Source organism: Nakamurella sp., assembly GCF_048594475.1.
GTDB lineage: Bacteria > Actinomycetota > Actinomycetes > Mycobacteriales > Nakamurellaceae > Nakamurella.
On record NZ_JBMDXT010000408.1, the window covers coordinates 1 to 20,842 of the forward strand.

Consider the following 20,842-nt stretch of genomic DNA (forward strand, 5'->3'; position numbering starts at 1 on the left):
TCGCTCAGGCGGCGAGGGCGAAGTCAGTGCGCTTGTTGTCGGCACTTGATTTTTTTGCAACGGATGGTTAACGAGATCATCGTTGCCTTCCTCGGCCCGCTTCACCTCACTCGACTCACGCTGTCGAAACCGATCACCCCCGAGGGGAGGAACAGCGTGCTCCAGTCTACCTGGTGACGGCGCCGGCGTCCGCTCGATCTCAGACGCGGCCCTTGGCCCGCCGCCCGGCGTACCGCTCCAGCTCCCGGTCGGCGTCCCGCTTGGCGATGGTCTGCCGCTTGTCGTACTCGCGCTTGCCGCGGGCCAGGCCGAGCTCGACCTTGACCCGGCCGTTGCTGAAGTACAGGGACAGCGGGATCAGCGCGGTTCCGCTCTCGCGCATCTTGCCGGTCAGCTTCATGATCTCGGCCCGGTGCAGCAGCAGCTTGCGGGCCCGGCGCGGCGCGTGATTGGTCCACGTCCCCTCGGCGTACTCGGCGATGTGCACGCCGCGCAGCCACACCTCGTCCTCGCTGATCGTCGCGTACCCGTCGACCAGGGTGGCCCGACCGGCGCGACAGGATTTCACCTCGGTGCCGGTCAGCGAGATGCCGGCCTCGTAGGTGTCCAGGATCTCGTAGTCGTGCCGGGCCTTGCGGTTGGACGCGATGATCTGCCGGCCGGTCGGCCGGTTGCTGCTGCTTGGTCTGGGTGAGGTCTTGGTTGCCATGGCGCCATCAACAGTAGTCAGTCCGCCGGGCGGACTTCACCGCATTTGCCCGTCACAGTCGCACGTACAACCGGAGGGTGACGTAGGCCGAGATGGCGGCCAGCCCGCCGCCGGCGGCCAGCAGGATCGGCGAGACCCAGACCAGGGTGGCGGTGTCGATCTCGGGCAGGATGCCGGAGCGGATCACCGGCCCGAGGGCCTGGTCGACGAACAGGAACTTGGCCGCGACCAGCCCACCGATGGCCAGCGCGGCGCCGACCACGCCGGCGATCACCGCCTCCAGCATGAACGGCAGCTGGGTGCGCCAGCGGGAGGCGCCGACCAGCCGCATGATCGAGGTCTCGGCGCGCCGGGTGTACGCGGCCACCTGCACCATGTTCGAGATCAGCAGCAGGGCCGCCAGCGCCTGGATCAGCGCGACGATGATCGTCGCGTTGCGGATGCCGTTGAGCAGGCTGAACAACCGGTCCAGGAACGCGCTCTGGTCGGCCACCGACTGCACGCCGGGTTTGCCGGAGAACTGTTCGGAGATCACCCGGTAGCGCTGCGGGTCGTACAGCTTGACGTGGAAGGACGCGGACAGCGCCTCCGGTGAACCGATCTCCAGCAGCTCCGGCTGGCCGGCGAACTGCTGCTTGTACCGCTCGTAGGCGGCCGCCTGGCTCTCGAAGTCGACCGTCTCGACGTCCCCGTTGGCCTGCAGCGCCTGGCTGATGTCCTGGCACGGCGACTGCCGGCAGTCCGGGTCCTGGGCGGAGACGTCCGGCGTCAGATAGATCGTGACCTCGACCTTGTCGCCGTAGATGTCGCGCATCTGATCGGTCATCCGGGCGATGATCAGGCCGCCGCCGAGCAGGCCCAGCGAGATCGCGGTGGTCAGGATCATCGCGATGGTCATGGTGATATTTCGACGAAATCCGGTCAGGACCTCGCTGACGACAAATCCGGCGCGCACTGGGTTCCTCTCGTTGGCTGCGCGGTGAGCAGGCTGGCGGAATCGACTCTCGGCGACCGGCGGCTAGCGGCCGACGCCGTAGACGCCGCGGGCCTCGTCGCGCACGACCTTGCCCAGTTGCAGTTCGATGACCCGGCGACGCATCGAGTCCACGATCGTGTTGTCGTGCGTGGCCATCAGCACCGTGGTGCCGGTCCGGTTGATGCGTTCCAGCAGCAGCATGATGTCGGCACTGGTGTCGGGGTCCAGGTTGCCGGTGGGCTCGTCCGCGAGCAGGAGGATGGGCCGGTTGGCGAACGCCCGCGCGATGGCCACGCGCTGCTGCTCGCCGCCGGACAGCTCGTGCGGCAGCCGGTTCGCCTTGCCCTCCAGCCCGACCATCTCGAGCACCTCGGGCACCGTCTGCTTGATCGACGCCTTCGACCGGCCGATGACCTCCAGCGCGAATCCGACGTTCTGGGCCACGGTGCGGTTCGTCAGCAGCCGGAAGTCCTGGAAGACGCATCCCAGGCGGCGGCGGTGCGCGGCGACGCGGCCCCGGCGCATGTGCACCAGGTCCTCGCCGTTGACCTCCAGCTCGCCGCCGGAGGGCACGTCCTCCCTGATCAGCAGGCGCAACAGGGTCGACTTGCCGGATCCGGACGGTCCGATCACGAAGACGAACTCGCCCTTGTCGACCTCGATGGTGACCTCGTCGAGGGCAGGCCGGGTGGAGGTCTTGTACAGCTTGCTGACCTTGGACGCATGAATCACAACGACGGAGTGTAAAGGCAAAAGAGTTATCGACCCGTGATCACGGAGCAAAACGCGCGCAACCTGACGAGAAAATCACGCCCGGGACGAGGATTTCACGCAAGCGAACGCCACCCGTCCAGTGGGTTCGTCACTCGTTCAGCAGAGCGACCGCGTCCGCGTGCAGGAGACCATTCGTGGCCAACGCGCTGACCGTCGTGCCGCCGGATGGCTGACCGTCGATCCCGGTGAACCGGCCGCCGGCCTCGCGGACGATCGGCATCAGCGCGGCCACGTCCCACAGGCTCAGTTCGGGCTCGGCGGCCAGGTCCACCGCCCCCTCGGCAACCAGAACGTAGGAATAGAAGTCGCCGTACGCGCGGGTGCGCCAGCAGGCGTCGAGCAGGTTCTGGAACTGCCTCTCCCGGCCGGCCGCCCGCCACTCGGCCGGCTCCGAGTAGGAGAGCGAGGCGTCGGCCGGCGACGACACGCCCGACACCCGGCACCGGCGGGCCGGCCCGCCCGCGAACGCGGTGAACGCGCCCGCCCCGGCGGCCGCCCACCAGCGCCGCGCGAGCGCCGGCGCCGACACCACACCCACCACCGGGTCGGCCCCGGGCGGACCGTCGACCAGCGCGATCAGGGTGGCCCAGACGGGCACGCCGCGGACGAAGTTCTTGGTGCCGTCGATCGGGTCGACGATCCAGCGGCGCTGCCCGATCGCGGCGGCCGACCCGCCGAACTCCTCCCCCACCACCAGGTCACCGGGGCGGTCGACGGCCAGCCGTTCCCGGATCGCCGTCTCGACCGCGAGGTCGGCGTCGGAGACCGGCGTCAGGTCCGGCTTGGCGGTCACCCGCAGGTCGGCCGCGCCGAAGCGCGGCAGGCTGATCGCGTCCGCGAGATCGGCCAAACGGAGGGCAAGCGTGAGGTCGTCGTCGTCACCGGGCACCGGGTCACTGTAGACACCGGTCCGGCTTACCCTGGGTCGGTACGATTTGACTGATTTGCTGGATTTGCCGGGTTGACCTGGGGGACGACCGCGATGACCGCTGTACTGCCGCGCATCCGCGACCTGCTCGACGGGGTCGAGGACCTGGAACCGATGCCGGACGCGCCGGGCACCTCGGGTGCCCGGCTGCGCCGCGGGTTCCGGGACGGCCACCCGGTGGTGGTCAAGGAGATCGACGGCGCCCACGACTGGACCCAGCACGCCTCGGGGGTGCTCGCCGGTCCGATCGTGCCGCTGTGGGGTCGCGGCCTCCTCGATCGGTTGCCCGGTTGCCTCCACCAGCCGGTCATCGGGGTGGCCACCGAGGGCGGCGGCGGCCGGCGGCGCACCGCCGTGCGGATGCACGACGTGTCCGAGTGGCTGATCCCGGCCGTCGAGACCGCGATCCCGCTCTCGGTGCACCAGCTGCAACTGGCCCACCTGGCGACGATGCACGCGACCCTCTGGGCGCCCGGGGCCGAGTTCGAGGTCGTGCCGGCGATGCACCGGTACCTGGAGCTGTCACCCTGGACGGCGATGGCCGAGGCCGCGATCGGATCCCGGCACGTCGTGCCGCCGCTCATCGAGCGGGGGTGGCGGCTGCTGCCCCAGGTCGCCCCGGTGGCCGCGGCCGTGGCCGGCCCGCTCGCGCTCGACCCCGGGCCGCTGGTCCTGGCGCTGGCCGAGACCCCCCAGTCGTTCGTGCACGGCAACTGGAAGCTGGACAACCTCGGGGTCGACGACGCCGGCCGCTCGGTCGTGCTGGACTGGGAGATGCCCGGGATCGGCGCGCCCTGCGCCGATCTGGCCTGGTACCTGGCGATCAACTGCCGGCGCCTGCCGCAGAGCAAGGAGGCGGCCATCGGCGACTACCGGTCGGCGCTGGAGGCGGCCGGGGTGGACACCGGCGGCTGGTGGGAGCGGCAACTCGGGCTCGCGCTGCTCGGCGCCCTGGTCCAGTTCGGCTGGGAGAAGGCCCTCGGCGGGTACGACGACGAGCTGGCCTGGTGGGAGGACCGGGCCCGGGTGGGCGCCCGCTTCCTGACCTGACCTGACCCGGCCGGGACACGGTCCGGCCGGCCGGGGCGATCAGGCCGGCCGGGCGGTCAGGCCGGCCGCGGCGGGCCGGGGCGCACCGCCTCGGCCTGGGCGACCGTGCGGGCGATCTCGGCGACGAACGAAGGCCACAACGCCTCGGGCAGGTCGTGGCCCATGCCCGGGTAGGTGACCAGGCGCGCCCCCGGGATCGCCCGGGCGGTCGCCCGGCCGCCGGACACCCCGATCAGCGGGTCGGCCTCCCCGTGCAGCACCAGCGTCGGCACCGTGATCGCGGCAAGCGCGGCCGTCCGGTCCGGTGCGGCGAGCAGCGCGGCGAACTGGCGACCGCTGCCGGCGGGGTCGTAACCGCGATCCCAGGACCGGGCGACCCGGCGGCGCAGCCGCTCCTCGTCGAACGGAAATCCCGGTGACCCGGTCTGCCGCCAGTTGGCCAGCCCGATCTCGATCGCCTCCTCCCGGGACCGGGCCGAGCGTTGGGTGACCATCCGGCGGGCGATGTCCAGGCGCGGGTGGCCGACCCGCCGGCTGCCGGTCGTCGAGGACATGGAGGTCAGGCTGCGCACCCGGTGCGGGTGCTCCAGGGTCAGGATCTGGCTGATGCAGCCGCCCATGGACAGGCCGACGACGTGCATGCTCTCGTGGCCGAGGGCGCCGATCAGCTCGGCCGCGTCCTGGGCCATGTCGGCCAGCCGGTAGGGCGCGGTGCGCCCGAGGAACGCGGCCACCGGCTGGCCGGCGGGCAGGTCGTCCAGGTGGGTGGACAGCCCGACGTCGCGGTTGTCGTACCGGGTGACGTGGTGGCCGGCCGCGGCCAGCAGGGCGCAGAACTCGTCGGGCCAGCCGACCATCTGCGTGCCCAACCCCATCACCAGCAGGATCGGCACGTCGGCCGGGTCGCCGAACGACTCGTGGGCCAGGGTGAGCCCGTTGACCGAGGCGATGTCGATGCCCCGGATGTCCACCTCGTCCAGGGCCCGGTCGGCCAGGGCCCGATCCACGGGCGCCCGATCCATCGGGCCGTCCCCCACCGCGCTGTCCGTCACCGGTCCATTCAAGCAACCGGCGGCAGCGACCCGGCCGGGCCGGTCCCGGCGAGCACGGACCAGCGTCGGGCCGGCCCGTGGCCGTGGGCGCGGATCAGCGGATGGGTCGGCCGCAGGTAGCCGGAGACGGCCAGCCCGCGGTAGCCGGCCGCGTCCAGCAGGGCGTCCAGCTCGGCCCCGGTGTGCCGGGCGCCGCCGGCCAGCCGCTGCAACGTGCGGTCGGTGGCCCAGCCGAGCCGGCGCGGATCGACCCCGGCGGCCAGCGCCCAGGTGTCGGACCCGACGCGGGCGAGCAGGACCGACGCGGTCAGGTCGCGGCGCAACTGGCGTTCGTCCACCCCCAGCGCCGACATCCGGTTGACGCCCGCGGCGACGTCGGCCGTCGGCAGCGGACCGCACGCGGCAATCATCCGGGCCGCGATCCGGGGCACCAGGTCGTCCCGCCGGTCGAACGTGGTGGTGCGGGCCGATCGCCGGTCGCGGACCCGGCGGCGGGCCGCCTCCCGGGCCTCGACGTACTTGGTGTGGCCGCTGCCCAGGGTCACGGCCAGCGCGCCCAGGGTCAGCGCGACGACGATCGGGCTGGTCAGCAGGGACACGGCCCGGTCGAGCAGCGTCTGGTCGAGGATGACGACCAGGTAGGCGATCAGCAGCAGCACCCACAGCGCGCACAGGGACCGGCCGGTCTCCCCGGCCTTGGCCCGGTCATCGGCCCGGGACCCGGGCATCGTGCCGACCACGAACGACCAGCGGCAGGCCACCGCCGTGCAGCCGGCGTGGATGGTGAAGGCCACGGCGCCGACCAGGGCGAACGGGGCGTGTTCGGGGTCGATCAGGGCGTAGCCCAGCAGCAGGCAGACGCTGAGCAGGTCGATCACCGCGACCAGCGCGAACCCGACCCAGCCGGCCTCGGTCGACACGGCCGCGCCGAACACCACCAGCAGCAGCCCGGCGAAGAAGGCCAGACCCGCCAGCACGGTCAGCCACTCCGGGACCGAGCAGATCCCCGCGGCCGTCAACCACAGCACCAGGACGGTGCAGCCGGCCAGCAGCCACCGGCCGACCGCGGTGGCCGCGGCGCCCTGGATGCGGCGGTGCCAGTTCGGGTACATCCACATCGACCGGCGCCGGCCGATCACCAGCACGCGGCGGATCGCCACCACGGCCCCGACGACCGCGGCCAGCCAGAGCCCGACGGCCGCGACCGCGGCCCCGGCGGAGACGGCCGGATCGTCCGGACCGGCGTCGAACTCCAGGTCGATCGGCAGCTCGCAGGTCGAGCCGGGCGCCTGGGCCAGGGTGACCACGACCAGCACCGCCAGCAGCATCAGCAGGGCGCTGCGGCGCAGCACCGTCCAGCGGCTGCGCCGGCGCGGCAGCCCTCGGGCCTGCCACCGGACGTAGGCGTGCTGGAGCGTGCGCACCGCGGAGGCGGCGTTCACCCGTGCACTGTGGCACGGGCCCCGCCGCCCGTTCCGGGCAACCCGCCGCACCCATCCGCGCCCTGTGGACAACCCGGGCCGGGGGCCCGCGACCGGCTACCGTCACCGGCATGGCCGCGCCGACCGCCACCGAGCACATCCAGGACGAGGTCCGCGAACTCATCCGCCGCCGCGGCATCGACCCGGTCACCGACCACCGCGCCACCCGCCTGCTCATCGAAGAGGTGGTCGCCCACTACGAGGAACGCGTGCCGGTCTCCTCCCTGCCCCCGCTGCTCGACCGCCCCACCACCGTCCGGTCCGTCTTCGACGCCCTGGCCGGCCTCGGCCCGCTGCAGAAGTTCCTCGACGACCCGACGGTCGAGGAGATCTGGATCAACCAGCCCGGCCGCGTCTTCATCGCCCGCCACGGCCGCTCCGAACTCACCACCGTCGTGCTCGCCGCCCAGGACGTGCGCGATCTCGTCGAACGGATGCTCAAACCGTCCGGCCGCCGCCTCGACCTGAGCTCACCGTTCGTCGACGCGCTGCTGCCCGACGGCAGCCGGCTGCACGCCGTCATCCCCGACATCACCCGCGAGCACCTGAGCCTGAACATCCGCAAGTTCGTCGTCGCCGCCAACGGCCTGGAGGACCTGGTGGCGCTGGGCACCGTGACCCCGCACGCCGCCCGCTTCCTGGAGGGGGCCGTCGCGGCCGGGTTGAACATCATCGTGGCCGGCGGCACCCAGGCTGGGAAGACGACCCTGCTGAACACGCTCATCAACTCGATCCCGGCGCGGGAGCGGGTGATCACGTGCGAGGAGGTGTTCGAGCTCCGCCCCAACCTGCCCGACGTGGTCGCCATGCAGACCCGCCAGCCGAACCTGGAGGGGCACGGCGAGATCCGGCTGCGCCGGCTGGTCAAGGAGGCGCTGCGGATGCGACCGAGCCGGCTGATCGTCGGTGAGGTCCGCCAGGAGGAGTCGCTCGACCTGCTGATCGCGCTGAACTCCGGCCTGCCGGGCATGTGCAGCGTGCACGCCAACTCGGCCCGCGAGGCGGTGGTCAAGCTGTGCACCCTGCCGCTGCTGGCCGGTGAGAACGTCACCGACGCGTTCGTGGTGCCGACCGTGGCCGCCTGCATCGACCTGGTCGTGCAGGTCGGCGTCGAGCCCGACGGGTCGCGCCGGATCCGGGAGATCGTGGCCCTGCCCGGCCGGGTCGAGGGCGGGGTGGTCGAGACCGAGGACATCTTCACCACCCGCGGCGGCGCACTGGTCCGGGCCCAGGGCTACCCGCCGCACGCCGACCGCTTCGCCCGGCACGGCATCGACCTGGTCGCGCTGCTCGCCGGCGGCCGGGACGGCGGCTGACCGGCGATGGTCGACCACCTGTCTGCCCGCCGCCGTGGGGCCGCGGCCATCGCGGTGCTGTTCACCGTGCTCGTCGCCGTGCTGGTCCCGGCCCCGGCCGGCCTCGCGGCCACGGTGCAGACCACCGACCCGGTGCCGCCGGCCGCGCTGGTGCTCACCACCACACCGACGCCCGGCAGCCCGGCGGCGACCGGGACCGGGGCACCGGCGTCCACCGGGGCGTCGTCGACCGGCCCGCCGGCGTCCGGCTCGACCGCCACCCCGACCGGGACCTCCAGCACCGGCACCGCCTCGAGCACCGGAACCGCCCCGCCGACCGGCCCGACCGAGACTGCAGGGACCACCGGGACCACCGGCAGCGGTGAGAGCACGCTCGCCACCGAGTCGGCCGGCACCACCGACACCTCCGACCGCCCGGTGCCGACGACGGCCCGGCCGGTGCCGACGGCGGAGCTGCCGGCCGTCCCGCCGGCGGCGCAGCGGTCGGGCATCGGCGCGGGCACGATCGCCGTCGCCCTGGCCGTGCTGGCGCTGGCCGGCGTGGTCATCGCGGTCGTCCGCCGGCGGTTCCGGGGCCCCGCCGGTCCCCCGACCCGCCCCGACCCGACCCGACCGGCCGGCCCGGGCCCCAAATCCGCAACCGCCCCCGCAGCCGAAGCCGGAACCGCCCCCGCGGCCGAAGCCGGACCGGTCCCCCGGGCCGGGCCGCCGCCGGCCGACGGCTCGACGGTCACGGTGACCCGCGGCGGCCACGAGCTGATCGACCTGCTCGTCGAGCTCGGCGACGCGATGGTCCGGTCCGGCTCGCCGGTCACCCACGTGCAGGCCGACCTGATGCGGATCGCCGCGGCCAACGGCGTGCCGGACGCCGAGATCGTCGTCCTGCCGACCGCGCTGATCATCACGGTGCCCGGGGAGGACCGCTCCCGCACCGAGGTCGCGACCAGCGGCGGGGCCGGGCTGCGGCTCGACCAGATCGACGCCGTGTTCCGGGTCGCCGCGGATGTGGAGGACGCCGATATCGGCGTGGCCGAGGCGCTGCGCCGGCTGCGCGCGATCAAGACCCTGCCGCCCAGCGCCGGGCCGGCCGTCGTGGTGCTGGGGCACGCCGTGATCGCGGTCGGGCTGGCCATCGTGCTGGCCGGCGGCTGGCTGGCGTTCCCGATGGCGGCGGTGCTCGGCGCCGGGGTCGGCCTGGTCAAGTGGTGGGCGACCGGCCGGTCGGCGGCCCTGCAGGTGTTCGTCCCGATCGGCTGCGCCTTCGCCGTCTCGGCCGCGGTGGCGCTGCTCGCCCGGACCAGCCTGGATCCGGGCTTCCTGCCGCCGGTGCTGGGCGCCCTGGTCACCTTCATCCCGGGTGGGGTGCTGACCACCGCGGTGCTGGAACTGGCCACCGGGCAGATGATCTCGGGGGCCAGCCGGTTCATCTCCGGCGGGCTGCAGCTGGTCCTGCTGGCGATCGGCATCGTCGGCGGCGTGCAGCTGGTCGGCCTGCCCGTCATCACCATCGCACCGGCGGACGGCGGTGCAGCCGGCGCGGTCAACCCCTGGCTCGGCGTCCTGGTCTTCGGGGTCGGCGTGCTGCTGACCTTCTCCGGACGGCCACGGTCGCTGGGCTGGATGCTGCTCGTGCTGTACGTCGCGTTCGCCGGGCAGGTCCTGGGCGGTCTGCTGGTCGGCAGCTACCTGTCCGGGTTCGTCGGCGCCGCGCTGATGACCCCGGTCGCGGTGTTCGCCGCCGGGCAGCGGTCGGGGCCGCCGACCATGGTCACCTTCCTGCCCGCGTTCTGGCTGCTGGTCCCCGGGGCCGTGGCCCTGGTCGGGGTCACCCAGGTGATGGGCGACACGCGGGACGCCGGAGTGACCTCGATCCTGACCGCCGGCGTCACGTTCGTGGCGATCGCCCTGGGCGTGGTCTTCGGTTCGGCCCTGGCCCCGGACTGGCTACGCCGCCGGCGCCGCTGACCCGCCCGCCGGGGACGCGGCCGCCAGGGCCGCCGCCCGGGCCCGCGCGGCCCGCACCTCCGGCGGGCCGGAGAACCGCTCCGGCAGGATCGCCGTCCCGGCCCGCAACGCCCGCAGCGCCGCGGTGGCCACCGGGTCGGTGATCGGCAGGCCGGGCAACCGGTACAACCGGCGGGCCCAGCGCGGCAGCAGGCCGGCCGCGAGCCCGGCCAGCGTCAACCAGGCCGGCCAGGCCGGGGTCAACAGGCGGACCCAGGAGGCCATCGGGGGCACCGCCAGCTGCCGGACGGCCCGGCGGGCGTCGTCGGACACGGCCAGCACCGGGCGCACGGCCCGGAAGTAGTCCTGCAGGCCGCCCACCGTCGTCGGCACCAGGTCGGCGGGGATGCCGATCAGCTCGGCCGCCAGCACCTGCTCGGCCACATAGCGATCGGCGGCCGCCAGGTCGACCGGCGCTCCGGCCCGGCGGGCGGTGCCCAGGTACGACTCGACCTGGCAGCAGTGCACCCACAGCAACAGATCCGGCTCGTCCAGCCGGAAGGTCCGGCCGGTCGCCGGGTCGGTGCCGCGCAACCGCCGGTGCACGCCGCGAACCCGGGCCGCGGTCCGTCGGGCCTCGCCGGCCGGGCCGAAGGTCACCGTGTTGACGTACCCGACGGTCCGCTCCAGCCGGCCCCAGAAGTCCTCGTCGAAGCCGCCGTGCTGGGCGACCGCGGCCATCGTCACCGGGTGCAGCGCCTGCAGCAGCAGCGCCCGGACGCCGGCCACCGGGAAGACGGGATCGGCGTGCACCGCCCAGGTGACGCTGGCCGGCCCGAACAGGCCGTCGTCGCCCGTCATCGGCGGCTCCGCCGCTCGTCCCGCTGCTCGTCCCGCTTTCCGGGCGGGAGCGGGACGAAGAACGACACCCGCCGCTGGTACTCGCGGTAGCCCGGCCGGTCCTGCATCCGGCGTTCGGTCCGCCGGGCGCCGGTGGCAACGATCAGCAGGTAGCTCATCAGCGCCGGCGCGGGCACGGTCCAGCCGCCGGGGGCGGATGCGGCCGACGCCAGCCAGGCCCCGTCCCAGACCAGCGAGTCGCCGAAGTAGTTGGGGTGCCGCGACCAGCCCCAGAGCCCGGTGTCCAGGATCGGCGGCTTGGCCTCGTCGGTGCGCGCCCGGTACCGGTCCTTCTGCCGGTCGGCCAGCGCCTCGATCGCCGTCCCCGCGACCATGACCGCGAGCCCGGCCGGCACCAGCCACCGCCGCGCGGTCCGCGGTACCGCGCTGGCCGCCGCCAGCTGGATCGGCGCCGACACGACCAGCTGGGCCAGCCCCTGCGTCACGAAGACCTTGCCGACCACCGCCGCGGTGGAGTCCCCCTCCAGGTACTCGGTGTAGCGCGGGTCCTCGCGGTCGCTGGTGCGCAGCCGGCCGGCGATCTGGCCGCCCAACCGCGCCGCCCACACCGAAGTGACCGCGGCCAGGCCCCAGCGTCGCACCGGGTCGCCCCGGCCGACCGCCGCGGCGGTCACCGCGATCGCCCCCAGGCCCGGACCCCAGACCGCGTCGACGTAGTCGCGCCGGCCGCGCCGCAGGGCCGCGACCGCCGTCGCGGTCTGCACCGCGGCGGTCACCGCAGCGGCCGCCCCCACCACCCGGCGCAGGTTCCTGCCGTCGACCCCGGTCAGTCCCATCGATCTCCCTCTCGCCGTTCACCCTCGTCCGTGCCCGCCGGGCCCGACCCGATGGCCGGACTACCGCCCGACCGGCCCCGCCGGATGCCCCCAAGATGCTCGCCCGAACGGTCGACCGGGGCGTCGGACGCGCAGGAGTAGGGTGTGCTCTCGACACGGGGTGCCCCGCCACGGGGCTGAGAAAACACCCGTTGAACCTGATCTAGTTCGTACTAGCGAAGGGATTGTCGTTCGATGCGACCCCGCCTGCGGCGCGCACCCGCCGTCGCACTCCTCCTGGCCGCCGTCCTGACGGTGGTCGGCTGTTCGGCCTCCGGCGGCTCCCCGCCCGGCAGCTCGGCGGCCGGCTCCGCGGACGGCTCGGGCACCACCCCCGGCGCGAAGACCACCATCCGGTTCGCCCTTGATTGGACCCCGAACACCAACCACACCGGCCTGTACGTCGCCCTGGCGCAGGGCTGGTTCGCCGACGCCGGGCTGGACGTGCAGATCCTGCCGTACAACACGGCGCTGCCCGAGACGATCATCGACGCCGGCAACGCCGAGTTCGGCATCAGCTTCCAGGACTCGACGACGGTCGCCCAGGCGGCCGGCGCGAACCTGGTGTCGGTGATGGCCGTGCTGCAGCACTGGGCGACGGCGATCGGGGTGCGGGCCGACCGCGCCGACCTGACCTCGCCCAAGGATCTGGACGGCAAGACCTACGCCGGATTCGGCGGACCCACCGAGGAACCGCTGCTCAAGACGGTGATCAAGGACGCCGGCGGCACCGGCGACTTCACCACGGTCACCCTGGGCACCTCGGCCTACGAAGCGCTGTACTCGGGCAACGTCGACTTCACCATTCCGTTCCTGGCCTGGGAGGGCATCGAGGCGCAGCACAACGGCACCCCGATGAAGTACTTCACGTACACCGACTACGGCTTCCCGGACGCGTACTCGATCGTCGTCATCGGCAACCGCGGCTGGCTGGGCGAGCATCCCGACGCGGCCCGCGCGTTCGTCCGAACCCTGCAGCGCGGTTACCAGTTCGCCGCCGACGACCCCGACGCGGCCGCGACGCTGCTGATGGACCAGAACCCCGGCGCCTTCCCGGACCCGTCCCTGGTCACCGAGAGCCAGGAGCTGCTGGCCTCGACGTACATGAAGACGGCCGACGGCACGGTCGGCCCGCAGACCCTGGCCCAGTGGTCCGGGTACGGAAAGTTCCTCTACGACAACGGGTTGCTGATCGGGCCGGACGGCGCCCCGCTGACCGCCGAACCGGACTACGCGACGCTGTTCACCGACGACTACCTGAGCCCATGACGATCAGGTCGGAGCCCGTCACCCCCACCGCCGCCGTGCCGACCCCCGGGCCGACCCCCGGGCCGGCCCCCGCGCCCGCACATGCGGCGGAACCACGACCGGGGCCGTCCCGGACCCGCCGTCTGCTGCGGACGGTGGGCCCGGCCCTGGTCGTCGTGCTGCTGCTGCTCGTCGGCTGGCAGCTCGCGGTGCAGCTGACCGGGGTGCGGCCGCAGATCCTGCCCTCCCCGCTGCGGGTCGCCGAGCAGGGCTGGCTGAACCGGGACGACCTGGCCCGGCACGGCCTGTCCACGCTGGGCGTCACCCTCATCGGGTTCGCGGTGTCCCTGGTGGTCAGCTGGGCGGTGGCCATGACCGTGGACTTCGTGCCGTGGCTGCGCCGGGCCCTGGTCCCGCTGCTGGTCGGCTCGCAGACCCTGCCGATCATCGCGATCGCCCCGCTGATGATCATCTGGTTCGGCTTCGGGCTGCTGCCCAAGGTGCTGGTGATCATCCTGACCACGTTCTTCCCGGTGGCGATCGGGTTGATCGAGGGATTCGCCGGTGCCGACCGGGAGACCGGCCGGCTGCTGGCCTCGATGGGGGCGTCGCGGTGGCAGCAGTTCCGGCTGCTGCGGCTGCCCGGCGCCCTGCCGCGGTTCTTCACCGCGCTGCGCATCGGCATCACCTACGCGGTGGTCGCCGCGATCTTCGCCGAGTACGTCGGCGCGACCAGCGGCCTGGGCATCTACATGAGCATGCAGAAGAACTCGTTCCGCACGGACCTGGTGCTGGCCGCGGTCCTGGTGACGGCGTTGCTGTCGGTCACCCTGTTCGCGCTGACCTACCTGGTGGAGCGGCTGGTCTGCCCCTGGCTCCGGGCGGCATCCGCCGGCCCGTCGGGCACCCGTCGTGGCTGACCGGGACCTGCGGCTGCGCGGGGTGAGCAAGTCGTTCGCCACCCCGACCGGGCCGCTGCCGGTCCTGGACGGGATCGACACCACCGTCCGGCGGGGCGAGTTCGTGGCGGTGATCGGGCCGAGCGGGTGTGGCAAGAGCACCCTGTTCAACGTGCTGACCGGCCTGGAGACGCCCGACGCGGGCCGCGTCGAGCTGGCCGGAGCCGACATCACCGGCACCGTCGGGCACTGCGCGTACATGCCGCAACGCGACCTGCTGATGCCGTGGCGGACGATCCTGGACAACACCGTGCTGGGCCTGGACGTGCAGGGTGTCCCCCGCGCGGCGGGGCGCCGGCGGGCAGCTGCCCTGTTCGACCAGTTCGGCCTGACCGGCTTCGAGAACGCCTACCCGGGCGAGCTGTCCGGCGGGATGCGGCAGCGTGCGGCCCTGCTGCGGACCGTGGTGCAGGACAAGGACATCGTCGCCCTGGACGAGCCGTTCGGCGCGCTCGACTCGCTCACCCGGACCGACCTGCAGGGCTGGCTGCAGGACGTCTGGCGGCGGCACGACTGGACCGTCCTGATGATCACCCACGACATCCGCGAGGCGATCTACCTGGCCGACCGGGTGCTGGTGCTCTCCCCCCGGCCCGCCCGCATCGTCCGCGACCTGGCCGTCCCGCTGCCCCGGCCGCGGGAGCTGCGCCTGCTCACCGCGCCGGAGTTCGTCGACCTCGAGGCCCATCTGCTGGACCTGCTTCACTCCCCGGCGCGGGAAAGCTCCGGGTAGGCCAGCACGTCGCCGTCCACGGCCAGCGTGATCGTCTCGCCCGGCCGCCGCGGCGCGAACCCGGGGGCGCGCACGGCGACCAGCTCGCCGGACGCCAGCCGGGCCCGGATGACGGTGTCGGGTCCGTAATAGCGGTGCTCGACGACCTGCGCGGTCACCTCCGGCCGGTCCCCGGTTCCGGGGGCGGCCAGCCGCACCTGCTCCGGGCGCAGAGCGATCGTCACGGGCCCGTCGGGCACCGGCAGCCGGACCGGCAACCGGCCCAACGCCGAGCTGACCACCCCGCCGCGGGCGTCCCCGGCGAGTTCGACGATCTCGCCGACGAACGCGGCCGCGGCCAGGCTGACCGGGCGGTGGTAGAGCTCGGCCGGTGGGCCGGCCTGCTCGACCCGGCCGCCGAGCAGCAGCACCACCGTGTCGGCCAGCGACAGCGCCTCGGCCTGGTCGTGGGTGACCAGCACCGCGGTCGTCCCGGCGTCCCGCAGCACCCAGGCGATCTCCTCCCGGACGGTCATCCGCAGGGCCGCGTCGAGCGACGAGAACGGCTCGTCGAGCAGGATCAACGCCGGGTCGGCGGCCAGCGCCCGGGCCAGCGCGACCCGTTGCTGCATGCCGCCGGACAGCTCCTCCGGCCGCCGTCCGGCCGTGCCGGCCAGCCCGACGATGTCCAGCCAGCGGTCGACCGCGGACGCGCGCTCGGGGCCGGGCGGCAGCCCGAAGCCGACATTGCCGCCCACGGTCAGGTGCGGGAACAACGCTCCCTCCTGCGGCAGCAGCCCGATCCGCCGGTCCTGCGGCGCGACCCGGGTCCGCGGGCCGACGAGCTCGCGTCCGGCCAGCCGGACCTGGCCCGCGTCCGCCGTCTCGAACCCGGCGACGATGCGCAGCATCGTCGTCTTGCCGCAGCCCGACGGGCCCAGCACCGCGGTGATCGACCGCGGCGGCACCGTCAGGCCCACGTCGTCCAGCACCCGGTGCCGGCCGAACGACTTGCCCAGCCCGGTGACGACCAGTCCGCCGGCGGCCCCGTCGACCACCGGGTGGGCCAGCGGCCGCCGCTCCCGCGGCGGGCGGCCCGCCGACCGGAATTCAATGACCACGGATCTGTCCCGCCCGTCCACTCCAGTGACCGAGGATCGCCGTCGGCACCGCCGCGAACAGCACCAGCGCGGCCGCGTAGGGCGCGGCATTGCCGTAGTCGCTGACGGTGGTGTACCTCCACAACCCGGTGGCCAGCGTCTCGGTTCCCGTCGGGTGCAGCAGCAGGGTGGCCGGCAGTTCCTTCATCGTGGCCAGGAACACCAGCGCCGCGCCGGCGGCCAGCCCGGAGGCGGCCAGCGGCGCGGTCACCGCGACGACCGCGCGCGTCGAGGAGCGGCCGAGGGAGATCGCGACCTCCTCCAACCGGGCCGGCGACGACTCGACGGCGGCCCGGATCGACCCGACGGCCAGCGGCAGGAACAGCACCACGTAGGCCAGCACCAGCAGCGGGGAGGTCTGGTAGAGCGGCCGCAACAGGCGCGCGCCCAGGTAGACGCCGGCGACGGCGACCACGATGCCGGGCAGCGCGTGGGTCAGGAAGGTGGCCCGTTCGATCGCGCCGACCGCCGGACCGCGGGACCGGGCGGCCAGCAGCGCGACCGGCACGGCCAGCGCGGTGGTGACCAGCGCCGCGGCCAACGCGTAGCCGAGCGAGGCGGTGAGCGCGGCGGTCAGCTCGCCGAGGTCGATCGAGGCCTGCGCGGACCGGACCACCCAGCGGCCCAGCACGGCCAGCGGGAACCCCAGGGCGGCCGCCAGCACGCCGCCGACCAGCCCGAACCCGGCGGCCCGGGCGGCCCGGCCGAGCCGGATCAGCGGCGCCGGGCGGGCCACGCCGGCGCCGAGCCGGTAGGCGCTGGCCCGGCCCCGGGCGACCGCCTCGGCCACGATCAGCGCGACCGCGAACACCATCAGCAACAGGGCCAGGATCGCGGCCCGGGACGGGTTGAAGCCGGCCCGGTAGGCGCCGTAGATGACCCAGGTGAAGGACTCGTACCGCATGGTGGCGACGGCGCCGAAGTCGCTGAGCACGTACAGCCCGACCAGCAGGCACCCGGCGGCGATCGCGGCCCGGGCTCGCCGGAGCGTCACCTGGACCAGCACCGCCGGCCCGGACCGGCCCAGCGACCGGGCCACCTCCTCCTGCGCCGGGTCGAGCCGGGAGAGCGCCGCGACGGCCGGCAGGAAGACATACGGGTAGCTGACGATGGTCAGCACGAGGGCCGCACCCCAGAAGCCGGCCAGAGCCGGCACCTCGGAGATCCAGATGTACGCGGCGACGTAGCTGGGCACGGCCAGCGGCAGGGCCAGCAGCACCGAGGTGACGCGCCGGCCCGGCAGGTCGGTCCGGGTGACCAGGACGGCCAGCGCGGTGCCCAGGACGCCGCAGGCCACGGTGACCACCACGACCAGCCCGAGGCTGCGCCCGATCAGCGACGCCGTGCGGGCCTGGAACAGCTCGTCGAGGACGAATCCCCAGCCCCGGTCGACCGACCGTTCGCCCAGGTAGAGCAGCGGCACGAGGGTGATCAGGGTGATCAACGCGGCGGCGACGACCAGCAGCCACGGCGGCCGCCGCCCGGACCGGCCCCGGGGCGCGCTGCGTCGCCGGCCGTTGGGACGGGTGCGGCGACCGTCCGGCCCGCCCCGGACCGGGTCCGGAGCGGGCGGGCGCGGCGGCGCGGTGGTCACCCGGTCACCGGGTCAGCAACCCCACCTCGGACAGCAACTGCTGGGTCTGCTCCAGCGAAGCCAGGTCCGACAGGTCGATCTGCGGCGGGCTCAGGTCGGCCAGCGGCGGCACCTCGGCCGCCGCAGCGATGCCGGGGACCAGCGGGTACTCCTTGGTCTTGGCGGCGAAGTACTCCTGGCCGGCGTCCGAGAGCAGGTAGTCGACGAACACCTGCGCCTGCTCGGCGTTCGGCGCGGTCGTCAGCACGCCGACGCCGGCCACGTTGAGCAGCCCGCCCGGGTCGCCGGGCGCCATGAACCGGTTCTGCGCGGTCACCGCGGCGGCCCCGTCGGCGGCGATCTTCTCGTACAGGTAGTAGTGGTTGACCAGGCCGAGCGCGATCTCGCCGCTGTTCACGGCGTCCCGCACGGCGCCGTTGCGCTCGTAGGCCCTGGGTTCCTGGGCGGCGAACGCGGTCAGCCACTGGCGGGCGCCGTCCTCGCCGCGGAGCACCCGCAGCCCGGTGACGAACGACTGCCACGACGCGTTGGTCGGCGCGTAACCGATCTGCCCCTTCCACTGCGGATCGAGCAGGCCGTCGACGGTGTCCGGCGGGGTCGGCGCGAGCGTGGGGTTGTAGACGACGACGCGGGCCCGGCCGGACACCCCGGCCCAGGTGCCGTCGTCGGCGGCGTAGGCGGCCGGGACCCGGTCCAGGGTCGTGGCCGGGAGGGCGGCGAACAGGCCGGCCTGGGTGACCGCGCCCAGGGCCCCGGCGTCCTGGGAGAAGAAGACGTCGGCCGGCGAGGCGTCGCCCTCGGTGAGGATCTGCGCGGCGAGCTCGCCGGAGTCCCCGCCGCGGAACTCGACCTGCACGCCGGTCTCGGCGGTGAACTGCTCGAGCAGCGGCCCGATCAGGTCCTGGTTGCGCCCGGAGTACAGCACCAGCGTCCCGCCGGTGGCGCCGGACCCCGACCCGCTCGCCGCCGACCCGCTCGCCGCGGACCCGCTCGCCGCCGACCCGCCGGACGCCGACCCGGACGGCACCGCGGCGGCGGACGAACCCGCCGCGCCGGTGGACCCGGACCCGCACCCGGCCATCAGGGCGGCCAGCGCGGCCAGCCCGAGGGCGCCCGCCACCTGCAGTACCCTTCCGGGTCGCGGTCGGCGAAGCTTCAGCACACGCATGGCACTCCTTGAGGCAGTTAGGTAAGGGTAGCCTAGGCAGGAGCACCGTACTACAGGGTTTGTAGTAGTTCGGCAGGGAGGCACGGTGGGCGGGCGTCGGGGTTCGGGTCACCTCGAGCAGGAGGTGCTCGCGGTGCTGGCGGCCGCCCCGCGGCCGCTCACGCCCGGCGAGGTGCGCGACCGGCTGGACCGGGACCTGGCCTACACCACGGTGATGACCGTGCTGACCCGGCTGGCCGAGAAGGGCGCCGCCGCGCGCCGTCCGCAGGGCCGCGGGTACGCCTACGCGGCCGTCACCGACCCCGCGGACCGGGTCGCCGCGGCGATGCACCGGGCCATGGACGGCAACGACCACGAGGCCGTGCTGCAGCGCTTCGTGCGCGCGCTGTCCCCGGCCGACGAGCAGCTGCTCGCCCGCCTGTTGCACGAGTCCTGAGCGGGATCAGCCCAGTTCGTCGACCGACCGCACCCCGCCGGGCCCGTTGGCGGTCCGCGCCTCCAGGGCCGCGCCGATCACGCCGCGCAGGTCCATCCCGACGTTGGCGGCGATCGAGGCGGACACCGCGCCGAGCACGAACGGGGTGTCCACGATCACCACCCGGTCGGCCTGCTCGCCCTCGAGGAACTCGACCGCGGTCTCCGCGGTCAGGTAGCCCGAGCCCAGGTCGTAGAGCAGGACCGCCCCGTCGCCCGAGTCGGCCGCCTGGATCGCGTCGCTGATCCGGTCGAACGAGGTGCCGACGGAGCCGTCCTCCATGCCGCCGGCCGGCCGGATGGCGACGTTCGGCGCCATCTGGCCGGCCACCTCGGCCAACCCCTCGGCCAGCTCGGCGCTGTGCGAGACCAGCACGATGCCGACGGTCACGAGACCCCCGCCGCGGCATCGGCCAACGCCCCGAGCAGGTAGGCCGTACTGGTGGCTCCGGGATCCTTGTGCCCGATGGAGCGTTCGCCCAGGTAGCTGGCCCGGCCCTTGCGGGCCTGGTACGGGATCGTGGCGTCGGCGCCCAGATTCGCGTCGGCCGCGGCCGCGCGCAGCACCGCGCCGACGTCGTCCCCGGCGTCGGCGGCCGCCCGGGCGGCATTCACCGCCGGGGTCAGCGCGTCGACCATCGTCTTGTCCTCCAGCTCGGCCTTGCCCCGCGCGACCACGCCGTCGCGGGCGGCGGTGAGCGCGGTGACGATGCCCTGGGCGTCGAGCTCGGGCAGATCCTTGACCGCCGTCGACGCCCGCAGGAAGGCGGTGCCGAAGAGCGGGCCGGAGGCCCCGCCGACGGTCGAGATCAGGGTCGAGGCCACCATCTTGAGCACCGCGGCGGGCGTGTCGAACTCCGCGCCGTCCAGCTTGCCGAGCACCGCGGTGAACCCGCGGGCCAGGTTCTCGCCGTGGTCGCCGTCGCCGATGTCCCGGTCCAGCCGGGTCAGCTCGACCTTGTGCTCGATGATCACCGCGGCCACCGCGCGGATGGCCGCGGCCGTGCTCGTGGCGTCACACGTCATCGGCTCACACACCCCACCGCATCGCCGGCGTGTGGATCGGCGCATCCCACAGCTCGGTCAGCTCGTCGTCCAGGCGCAGCAGCGAGATCGACAGGCCCTGCATCTCCAGCGAGGTGAAGTAGTTGCCGACCAGCGTCCGGGCGACCTCGATCCCCCGGTCGGCCAGGAACTTGCGGGCCGAGTTGTACGCCAGGTGCAGTTCGATCGACGGGGTGCCGCCCATGCCGTTGACGAACAGCAGCGTCCGGTCACCGGACTCGAACGGCAGGTCCTCGACGACCGATCCGAGCAGGGTCGCCACGATCTGGTCGGCCGAGGTCACCTTGACCCGCTCCCGGCCCGGCTCGCCGTGCACGCCGATGCCGATCTCCATCTCGTCGTCCTCCAGGGTGAAGGACGGCTCGCCGGAGTGCGGCACGGTGCACGGGGTCAGGGCCATGCCCCTGGTCCGGACGTGGGCCACGACCCGCTCCGAGAGGGCGACCACCGAGTCCAGGTCGTCGCCGCGGGCCGCGGCCGCGCAGGTGATCTTGTA

At 73.8% G+C, this 20,842-nt stretch carries 21 protein-coding genes, 1 other RNA gene and 1 riboswitch; of the genes, 7 read left to right on the forward strand and 15 right to left on the reverse strand.

Going from position 1 to position 20,842, the window contains the following annotated elements; all coding sequences use genetic code 11:
- The 5 genes from ssrA to ACOJUF_RS18470 all read right to left on the reverse strand — a co-directional run.
- Positions 1-141, reverse strand: a transfer-messenger RNA (tmRNA) gene (gene ssrA, locus ACOJUF_RS18450); the annotation flags it as partial.
- A 58-nt stretch (positions 142-199) separates the two neighbouring features.
- Entirely contained in the window at positions 200-709 is a 510-nt protein-coding gene (gene smpB / locus ACOJUF_RS18455) for an SsrA-binding protein SmpB (RefSeq protein ID WP_420123280.1), read from the reverse strand.
- Between the two features lie 52 nt (positions 710-761).
- A complete protein-coding gene (gene ftsX / locus ACOJUF_RS18460) occupies positions 762-1,664 on the reverse strand; it encodes a permease-like cell division protein FtsX (protein WP_420123281.1) in 903 nt (300 codons plus the stop codon).
- A 63-nt stretch (positions 1,665-1,727) separates the two neighbouring features.
- Positions 1,728-2,417 (reverse strand): cell division ATP-binding protein FtsE, encoded by a 690-nt coding sequence (ftsE, locus tag ACOJUF_RS18465; RefSeq protein ID WP_420123282.1) that lies wholly within the window; start codon positions 2,415-2,417, stop codon positions 1,728-1,730.
- Positions 2,418-2,547: 130 nt separating this feature from the next.
- Positions 2,548-3,348 carry an inositol monophosphatase family protein gene (locus ACOJUF_RS18470; protein WP_420123283.1) on the reverse strand — a complete coding sequence of 267 codons (801 nt, stop codon included), beginning with the start codon at positions 3,346-3,348 and terminating at the stop codon, positions 2,548-2,550.
- Between the two features lie 93 nt (positions 3,349-3,441).
- On the opposite strand from ACOJUF_RS18470, the gene ACOJUF_RS18475 reads away from it, so the two are divergent.
- Complete coding sequence (locus ACOJUF_RS18475; protein ID WP_420123284.1) at positions 3,442-4,437, forward strand: phosphotransferase; 996 nt, start codon at positions 3,442-3,444, stop codon at positions 4,435-4,437.
- 56 nt (positions 4,438-4,493) lie between these two features.
- On the opposite strand, the gene ACOJUF_RS18480 is transcribed toward ACOJUF_RS18475, so the two are convergent.
- Positions 4,494-5,489: an alpha/beta fold hydrolase gene (locus ACOJUF_RS18480; RefSeq protein WP_420123285.1), complete on the reverse strand. Its 996-nt coding sequence runs from the start codon at positions 5,487-5,489 to the stop codon at positions 4,494-4,496.
- A gap of 8 nt (positions 5,490-5,497) precedes the next feature.
- The gene (locus ACOJUF_RS18485) at positions 5,498-6,931 is read right to left on the reverse strand and encodes a hypothetical protein (RefSeq protein WP_420123286.1); all 1,434 of its coding nucleotides are present in this window, start codon (positions 6,929-6,931) and stop codon (positions 5,498-5,500) included.
- Positions 6,932-7,041: 110 nt separating this feature from the next.
- Between ACOJUF_RS18485 and ACOJUF_RS18490 the strand changes: the two genes are divergently transcribed.
- Both ACOJUF_RS18490 and ACOJUF_RS18495 read left to right on the forward strand, forming a co-directional pair.
- Positions 7,042-8,286: a CpaF family protein gene (locus ACOJUF_RS18490; protein ID WP_420123287.1), complete on the forward strand. Its 1,245-nt coding sequence runs from the start codon at positions 7,042-7,044 to the stop codon at positions 8,284-8,286.
- A gap of 6 nt (positions 8,287-8,292) precedes the next feature.
- Complete coding sequence (locus ACOJUF_RS18495) at positions 8,293-10,251, forward strand: threonine/serine exporter family protein (protein WP_420123288.1); 1,959 nt, start codon at positions 8,293-8,295, stop codon at positions 10,249-10,251.
- Here the strand turns inward: ACOJUF_RS18495 and ACOJUF_RS18500 are convergent.
- Together ACOJUF_RS18500 and ACOJUF_RS18505 are read right to left on the reverse strand one after the other, a co-directional pair.
- Positions 10,231-11,091, reverse strand: a complete 861-nt coding sequence (locus ACOJUF_RS18500; protein WP_420123289.1) for an oxygenase MpaB family protein — start codon at positions 11,089-11,091, stop codon at positions 10,231-10,233. The genes ACOJUF_RS18495 and ACOJUF_RS18500 overlap by 21 nt on opposite strands.
- Positions 11,088-11,927: a DUF1295 domain-containing protein gene (locus tag ACOJUF_RS18505; RefSeq protein WP_420123290.1), complete on the reverse strand. Its 840-nt coding sequence runs from the start codon at positions 11,925-11,927 to the stop codon at positions 11,088-11,090. The genes ACOJUF_RS18500 and ACOJUF_RS18505 overlap by 4 nt, the downstream gene beginning before the upstream one ends.
- A gap of 146 nt (positions 11,928-12,073) precedes the next feature.
- A riboswitch (TPP riboswitch) is annotated at positions 12,074-12,169 on the forward strand.
- On the opposite strand from ACOJUF_RS18505, the gene ACOJUF_RS18510 reads away from it, so the two are divergent.
- From ACOJUF_RS18510 to ACOJUF_RS18520, 3 genes are all read left to right on the forward strand, one after another.
- Positions 12,162-13,235 (forward strand): ABC transporter substrate-binding protein, encoded by a 1,074-nt coding sequence (locus tag ACOJUF_RS18510; protein ID WP_420123291.1) that lies wholly within the window; start codon positions 12,162-12,164, stop codon positions 13,233-13,235. Its footprint overlaps the riboswitch before it by 8 nt.
- A gap of 125 nt (positions 13,236-13,360) precedes the next feature.
- Positions 13,361-14,134 (forward strand): ABC transporter permease, encoded by a 774-nt coding sequence (locus ACOJUF_RS18515; protein WP_420123298.1) that lies wholly within the window; start codon positions 13,361-13,363, stop codon positions 14,132-14,134.
- Entirely contained in the window at positions 14,127-14,906 is a 780-nt protein-coding gene (locus ACOJUF_RS18520) for an ABC transporter ATP-binding protein (protein ID WP_420123292.1), read from the forward strand. The genes ACOJUF_RS18515 and ACOJUF_RS18520 overlap by 8 nt, the downstream gene beginning before the upstream one ends.
- On the opposite strand, the gene ACOJUF_RS18525 is transcribed toward ACOJUF_RS18520, so the two are convergent.
- The 3 genes from ACOJUF_RS18525 to ACOJUF_RS18535 form a co-directional block, all read right to left on the reverse strand.
- Positions 14,876-15,955, reverse strand: a complete 1,080-nt coding sequence (locus ACOJUF_RS18525; protein ID WP_420123299.1) for an ABC transporter ATP-binding protein — start codon at positions 15,953-15,955, stop codon at positions 14,876-14,878. The genes ACOJUF_RS18520 and ACOJUF_RS18525 overlap by 31 nt on opposite strands.
- Positions 15,956-15,995: 40 nt before the next feature.
- A complete protein-coding gene (locus tag ACOJUF_RS18530; RefSeq protein ID WP_420123300.1) occupies positions 15,996-17,510 on the reverse strand; it encodes an ABC transporter permease in 1,515 nt (504 codons plus the stop codon).
- A gap of 133 nt (positions 17,511-17,643) precedes the next feature.
- Positions 17,644-18,807 (reverse strand): iron ABC transporter substrate-binding protein, encoded by a 1,164-nt coding sequence (locus tag ACOJUF_RS18535; protein ID WP_420123293.1) that lies wholly within the window; start codon positions 18,805-18,807, stop codon positions 17,644-17,646.
- Positions 18,808-18,892: 85 nt separating this feature from the next.
- On the opposite strand from ACOJUF_RS18535, the gene ACOJUF_RS18540 reads away from it, so the two are divergent.
- Positions 18,893-19,243 carry a BlaI/MecI/CopY family transcriptional regulator gene (locus tag ACOJUF_RS18540; protein ID WP_420123294.1) on the forward strand — a complete coding sequence of 117 codons (351 nt, stop codon included), beginning with the start codon at positions 18,893-18,895 and terminating at the stop codon, positions 19,241-19,243.
- Between the two features lie 6 nt (positions 19,244-19,249).
- Here ACOJUF_RS18540 and dhaM read toward each other — a convergent pair whose 3' ends face one another.
- The 3 genes from dhaM to ACOJUF_RS18555 form a co-directional block, all read right to left on the reverse strand.
- Positions 19,250-19,672 carry a dihydroxyacetone kinase phosphoryl donor subunit DhaM gene (dhaM, locus tag ACOJUF_RS18545; RefSeq protein WP_420123295.1) on the reverse strand — a complete coding sequence of 141 codons (423 nt, stop codon included), beginning with the start codon at positions 19,670-19,672 and terminating at the stop codon, positions 19,250-19,252.
- Positions 19,669-20,307, reverse strand: a complete 639-nt coding sequence (gene dhaL, locus ACOJUF_RS18550; protein WP_420123296.1) for a dihydroxyacetone kinase subunit DhaL — start codon at positions 20,305-20,307, stop codon at positions 19,669-19,671. The genes dhaM and dhaL overlap by 4 nt, the downstream gene beginning before the upstream one ends.
- 4 nt (positions 20,308-20,311) lie before the next feature.
- Positions 20,312-20,842: dihydroxyacetone kinase subunit DhaK (locus ACOJUF_RS18555; protein WP_420123297.1), on the reverse strand; the 531-nt coding region annotated here is incomplete at its 5' end.